Here is a 5,383-nt window from a genome sequence, read left to right as displayed (position 1 = left end):
GGGGATAGCGAAGCGGCCCGCGAGGTTCGTTTGGTCTTGCCCGAGACCGGGGTCTGCAGCGCTGACGTCGTCATCGGAGCAGAGACGGCTGGCTGCTGCGGCGGGCCGGCTCCCGCCGAGGTCGACGCCTGCTGCGTGAAAGATGCTGATGCTAAGGCGCAGGGTGCCTCGGGATGCGGCTGCGGAACTGGCAATCCTGCTGCCAGGACTGAGGCGAGGGAACGGATGGCGGCTGGCTCCGATGCTTGATCGGCCTGTCCTCGCGAAAGCGATCTGGGCGCTCGGGCTGACCCAGATCATTGGTTACGGCACGCTCTACTACAGCTTTTCGATCCTCGCGCCGTCGATGGCGCAGGAATTCGGCCTCTCGGAGGGGTGGGTCTTCGGAGGCCTATCGGCTTCCCTGTTTGCGGGCAGCCTGTTCGCGCCAACGGCAGGACGCTGGGCCGATCGGTTCGGTGCCGGGCGCATCATGACCGTCGGTTCGGTCGCGGCGGCCCTCGCGCTGGGGCTCTGTTCGATCGCTCCCGGCCGGGTGACGTTCGTTCTCGCGCTGCTTGCGATGGAACTGGCCTCCAGTTTTGTCCTGTACAGCGCCGCCTTCGTGGCGATCGTGCAGATCGGCTTGCCGCGGCCGCAACGGAGCATCACGCACCTGACGCTCATAGCCGGGTTCGCCTCGACCCTTTTCTGGCCGCTCACTTCCCTGCTGCATGACCACCTGACTTGGCGCGAAGTCTATCTGGTGTTCGCCGCGACCAATCTCGGGCTCTGCCTTCCGATACACGCCTGGCTGATGCGCCTGTCGCACCGCCACGCGACGGCCACGTTGCATGCCGAGGAACGCGGACCTCCCCATGATGCGGGAGCCGCGCTCGATCCCCGAAGCGAGCGGGCAGTGTTCCTTTTGATGCTGGCGGGGTTCGCCAGCGAGGGCTTCGTGCTGTCGGCGATCCTCATCCACATGGTGCCGCTCACGGCAGCACTAGGGCTTGGCTCGGCGGGTCTCTTCGTTTCGACCCTGTTTGGCCCGGCGCAGGTCGCCAGCCGGCTGATCAACATGCTGTTCGGCGGACGGCTTCTGCAAACGCATCTCGCCGTCATCGCGGCATCGCTGCTCACAGTCGGGCTGTGCACGCTTCTGCTGACCACGCCATGGCTGCCCGGCGCCTTCCTGTTCGTGTTCCTGTTCGGTCTCGGCTCCGGCCTTACCAGCATCGTCGGCGGCACCTTGCCGCTCGAGCTCTTCGGCCGCGAAGGCTATGGCGCGCGGCTTGGATGGGCGAGCGCTGCCCGGCAGTTCACCTCGGCATTCGCGCCGTTCGCGCTCGCCTTCCTGATGGCGCGGACATCCGTGGCCAATTCCCTCTGGGTCCTGGTCATCGCTGCCGCGAGCGGGGTCATCGCTTTCCTTGCCATCGCGCTGCTGAGAAGGCGCGACAGCCGTGTCCCGTTTGTGATTGGCGGGAACGCGGGAGGTGCGACCTAGTGGATAGAATCTGGCGCTTGGTACCCGCGCACAAACCTTCGTCTGGGAAATGCGCCCTCCGAGGGCGGACCTCCGCGTCCTTAGGGCCACGGCGCCATCGATATTTGGGCATCTGTCACCGGGTTTGAGGGCTTGCGGATTCGCTGACGGCTTTTGACCACACTCATCCCAACGCGACGACGCCCATCTTGTCTGCACGCCAAGATACCCCTATCAGCGACCGGAAATCAAGAGAAGAGTCCAATAAGTTGTCAATAATTATCCTTTCCACGTTGGGACAACATTGGATCCTTCAATGTAAGCGTGGTGCTCAAGCTGACAATTTTGACCTCGTTCGGAAGGATTAATTTCCGCTGCATCGAATTCATACTTATGCGAGATGATAAGGACTCAATCTATACTTATAAGCGGCTTGAAACCGGGCGTTGTTCGTGCCATAATGCGGCGCAGATTCTGGTGTCGGCTCGCGTGCCGATCCGGACCGGCTAAGATAGAGGCCCGCCCTCCGGATGCTCCTTTCGATCTGGATGCGATTGCTGATGAAGCACGGTTTCTTCTAATACTCGATCAGGTGCGAGGTAGTCAGTGGCGGAAAGCGGCAGATCGCCGTCGGCGCAGACCCTTTCGAGGGCCAGATGACGGCATGGTCATGCACTGGCCGATGGCGCGATCGTTCCGCCTGATCGCCGGATTTGCACCTAGACTACCAACTTCAGCATGGTTGCTGACAGACACATCTATAACGGGCTATCCGATCGAGTTCTACTACCCGATCGCAGCTTCTTCCGGGGCGCTGGGAATTGCCCAAAGACGTTTATTGTTCGTTCCGCGGGGAGTCTTCCGGACGCTCGTGCATCCGGAAAAATCGGTCTTCCCCTAAGAAGCTTCAGCCACGCGGAGTCGCGGCGGGCTGCTTGGTTAATGGCCCATAGCTTTACTTATGCTTCTTCCGATCTTCTCGGACCCGCGCCGCACGGGATTGGTCTCAAGGTGAGAATATCGAGCGGTCATTGCGGTAGAAGTATGCCCCAATATTTTGCCTATTATCGCCAAGCCTACGCTTTGGGCCACTCCGACACTGGCGTGCGTATGACGGAGATCGTGGATCCGGGCGTGGGCTATGCCCGCCTGCCGGAGTATTGATAGCCAGGTTTTTTGGATATTGCCCCGTGGTTTGTCCGGATCCCGCCGCCCCGGAATTACATAAGGTCCTATGCGCGGGATGTTGGCCAAAACCGCAAGAGCGAAGGAATTGAGCGGGATGGTCTTCTCTCCAGTCTTGCTGTCCGGCAACAAGAGAAGCTTCCGTTCAAAGTCAACTTCGTCCCATCGCAGATTGAGGATCTCTCCCTTTCTCGCCCCCGTCAGCAGCAAGAGCCTTACGGCCGCGGCTGCGTGAGGATCGATGATAGTGCGGCGGTTTTCCGGCTTCGCGAGATGTTTGGACCCCCGAGCGGTTTCACCAATACGCCAGGGAATGCCGATCGCTTCTCCCATCCTAAGGGCCGCTCCTACTTTGGTAAGTTCCTCGAATGTGAGATAGTGGGCGGTGTAGTTCTCGGGATACCGTTCGACCCTGGTAACGGGGTTGACGAAATTGTCGGGTAGAACATCTTCCCGGATCGCAAAGCCAAACATCGATGAAAGCGTCGTCAGAACTCTGTTTGCCGAGCCTTCTCTCCGCCTACCGCCTTGCCCAGATTTCGCGATTTTCCGGTGCATCGATGAGACGTCCGATTTGGTAACCAAATGGATCTTTAGCGATCCGATGAGCGGGTTGATCAGACGGTCGAAGTGATCCTGGTACATCACAACCGTACGGCGTTTGCGTTTCTCCCTGACGTGGTCATCCATGAACTTCCTGGAAAACTCCCTGACGGTTGGGGCTTCCCGGTCGCTCTCCCGTCCTTTCGCCGGATCGCCGCCAAGCCGGACTAGCGCCAGAATCCGTTTGGCTTCCTTCCTCGCTTCCTCGGCGGTTAACGTGGCCGCTGATCCCAAGACCATGCGTCTTGACCCAACGCGCCGACCGCCGCCATAGGGGCGGTACTCAACGATCCAGGACTTGTAGCCGGACGGCATGCCCCGCAATCCGAAGCCCTTTAACTGGGCGTCATAGTGGACAACCGGCTTCCCGCCGGGTTCCACCTGGTCGATAAACGATCGGGAAAGAAATGTGCCAATCATAGTGATCTCCTTTCGAATGTCGGCTGTGGATGTCGGCACCGTGTCGGCACCGAAGTTGCTAACTCCCGGAAAGCTGCAGGCACATTTGATGAGGAAAAGTTCGTCAGATCAATAGGTTGGGTAAGCCGAGGTAAGCTGCGGCGACATGCGGAAACGCGGAGACGCGGCTTGATAAGCAGGGGCGCCGGCCTTCTAAGCCGATGGTCACAGGTTCGAATCCTGTCGGGATCGCCAAAGCCTATCGGTCCGTTCCGGACACATAGGTTACGGTTTATACCGGAGACATGGGCTTTCAGAGAGCGGTATCAGGTCTCGTGCGCTCAGACCGCTGCCGCCAGAAGCAGCGTTACCCCCAGGACCGTCGACGCATAGATCGTCGCTAGGAGCACGATCGGCCGAGGATACTCGATGGGTGTTGCGAGGCTGGTTATGTCGGGACCCCGAAATGTTTCGGTGCCGGGCGACGGGACGTCGGCGGCGGTGGCAGCGTTGTCATTGCAAGCGCGCAGCACAGAAAGGCGCTGGGTTATATCCGCGGCGATCAGAGGATCGTCCGCCACCAATTTCGACCAGTCCGAAACAATGCCGATTTCATGTTGTGACATCGCGCGCCTCCCTTTTGCGGTCTAACAGCGATATCTAAATTATGTTCCACTAATAGTTTCGCGAGGCGGACCGCTCTTTGTCACTGCGGTCTTCTGATCGATGAAAACCACGCCCGCTGCCTCCAAGCCTCGACGGATGGCAGCCAGCTTGGCGGGACTGGGAATCCTTCGCCCGCTCTCAAAACTGCCAATCGTTCCTTCGCTGAGGCCGCACTTCGCGGCGAGTCGCACCTGCGACCACTTCAGGATCGCTCGTGCAGCTCTGCACTGCTGGGGTGTAAGGGGTTGTATCCCTGAGACGGTGGCGCTTCGCTTGTTCACATCCTGACGGTCCTTCGCTTCGGCGGGACACGGCTTTGCACCACGCGCACCTTGTCGAGATCCACCGTGACCATTGGCCCGAGCGACACCGTGACCTTGTCGCCGTCGATCCGCGAAACGTCCCCGGGCAATTCCATCTGCTGGCCCCTGGTCAGCCTGGTTGCCGGATCAATGACCGAATGCGGAAGACCGGGGATCGACACGCTGACGCGGTCCTTCGTGACGCGATTCAGCACCGTCGCCATGACCGCCACCTCGTCGCCGACTTTATTGCCATGCTCTGATTCTGGGGCGGCATCTGCCGGCGTCAAGGATTAGCTGCGTCTGATATAGAAAAGTCCGCGGGCGTGGCTCGGCGCCATCGTATTATTTCGTTACTCGGCCTTTTCGGAACCTTCCCGCGCACGGCGCGTTCGGCCCGCTGTATTCGCGGACCCTCATATAAAAGTGGACAGGCGGGAGGCAAACAAGGGTGGGGAGGAGTGTTGCCATGTCGAAGCGAGAAATAGGGATATCTTCGGCCCTCGATCGGCGCATTGCCGATCTCAGGGCCAGGATGCAGGACGCCCGGATCACGGAATACGAAATGAAGACCTTTCAAAAAGTGGCTTCAGCCATGGGAGGCGACGGAGGCTCCCTGCGTCTCGATGCCGACGACCTGATCGCGGCATCCTTTGTCGTCGATGCGCTGGGTGAATCGACGCTCAACTGACGACGGGCGATCTGGCTTCGCGCGCCGTTTTGCCCTTGCCCGGCCGGCAATTGGCCCACGCCTTCACAC

At 60.0% G+C, this 5,383-nt stretch carries 6 protein-coding genes; 2 read left to right on the top strand and 4 right to left on the bottom strand.

Features of this window, described 5'->3' with window-relative positions; translation table 11 throughout:
* Positions 1–241: 241 nt before the first annotated feature.
* Positions 242–1,489, top strand: a complete 1,248-nt coding sequence (gene arsK / locus EN914_RS22915) for an arsenite efflux MFS transporter ArsK (RefSeq protein WP_024505024.1) — start codon at positions 242–244, stop codon at positions 1,487–1,489.
* A 918-nt stretch (positions 1,490–2,407) separates the two neighbouring features.
* On the opposite strand, the gene EN914_RS22910 is transcribed toward arsK, so the two are convergent.
* From EN914_RS22910 to EN914_RS22895, 4 genes are all read right to left on the bottom strand, one after another.
* Positions 2,408–3,676 (bottom strand): site-specific integrase, encoded by a 1,269-nt coding sequence (locus EN914_RS22910; RefSeq protein ID WP_024505023.1) that lies wholly within the window; start codon positions 3,674–3,676, stop codon positions 2,408–2,410.
* A gap of 320 nt (positions 3,677–3,996) precedes the next feature.
* Positions 3,997–4,281, bottom strand: coding sequence for a hypothetical protein (locus EN914_RS22905; protein ID WP_024505022.1), 285 nt, complete (start codon positions 4,279–4,281; stop codon positions 3,997–3,999).
* A gap of 39 nt (positions 4,282–4,320) precedes the next feature.
* Entirely contained in the window at positions 4,321–4,602 is a 282-nt protein-coding gene (locus tag EN914_RS22900) for a helix-turn-helix transcriptional regulator (protein ID WP_081714406.1), read from the bottom strand.
* Entirely contained in the window at positions 4,599–4,847 is a 249-nt protein-coding gene (locus tag EN914_RS22895; RefSeq protein ID WP_024505021.1) for a hypothetical protein, read from the bottom strand. The genes EN914_RS22900 and EN914_RS22895 overlap by 4 nt, the downstream gene beginning before the upstream one ends.
* A gap of 245 nt (positions 4,848–5,092) precedes the next feature.
* Between EN914_RS22895 and EN914_RS22890 the strand changes: the two genes are divergently transcribed.
* A complete protein-coding gene (locus EN914_RS22890) occupies positions 5,093–5,314 on the top strand; it encodes a hypothetical protein (RefSeq protein WP_024505020.1) in 222 nt (73 codons plus the stop codon).
* Positions 5,315–5,383 lie beyond the last annotated feature (69 nt).

It is taken from the genome of Mesorhizobium sp. M7A.F.Ca.CA.001.08.2.1 (genome assembly GCF_003998455.1).
In the GTDB taxonomy this organism is placed as follows: Bacteria; Pseudomonadota; Alphaproteobacteria; order Rhizobiales; family Rhizobiaceae; genus Mesorhizobium; species Mesorhizobium ciceri.
This window is presented reverse-complemented; position numbering and strand designations above follow the sequence as displayed.

Bases quoted from the DNA above. Each gene is read 5' to 3' on its own strand.
- EN914_RS22890 (WP_024505020.1), top strand. From the start codon at position 5,093: ATGTCGAAGCGAGAAATAGGGATATCTTCGGCCCTCGATCGGCGCATT.
- arsK (WP_024505024.1), top strand. From the start codon at position 242: ATGCTTGATCGGCCTGTCCTCGCGAAAGCGATCTGGGCGCTCGGGCTG.
- EN914_RS22905 (WP_024505022.1), bottom strand. From the start codon at position 4,281: ATGTCACAACATGAAATCGGCATTGTTTCGGACTGGTCGAAATTGGTG.
- EN914_RS22910 (WP_024505023.1), bottom strand. From the start codon at position 3,676: ATGATTGGCACATTTCTTTCCCGATCGTTTATCGACCAGGTGGAACCC.
- EN914_RS22895 (WP_024505021.1), bottom strand. From the start codon at position 4,847: ATGGCGACGGTGCTGAATCGCGTCACGAAGGACCGCGTCAGCGTGTCG.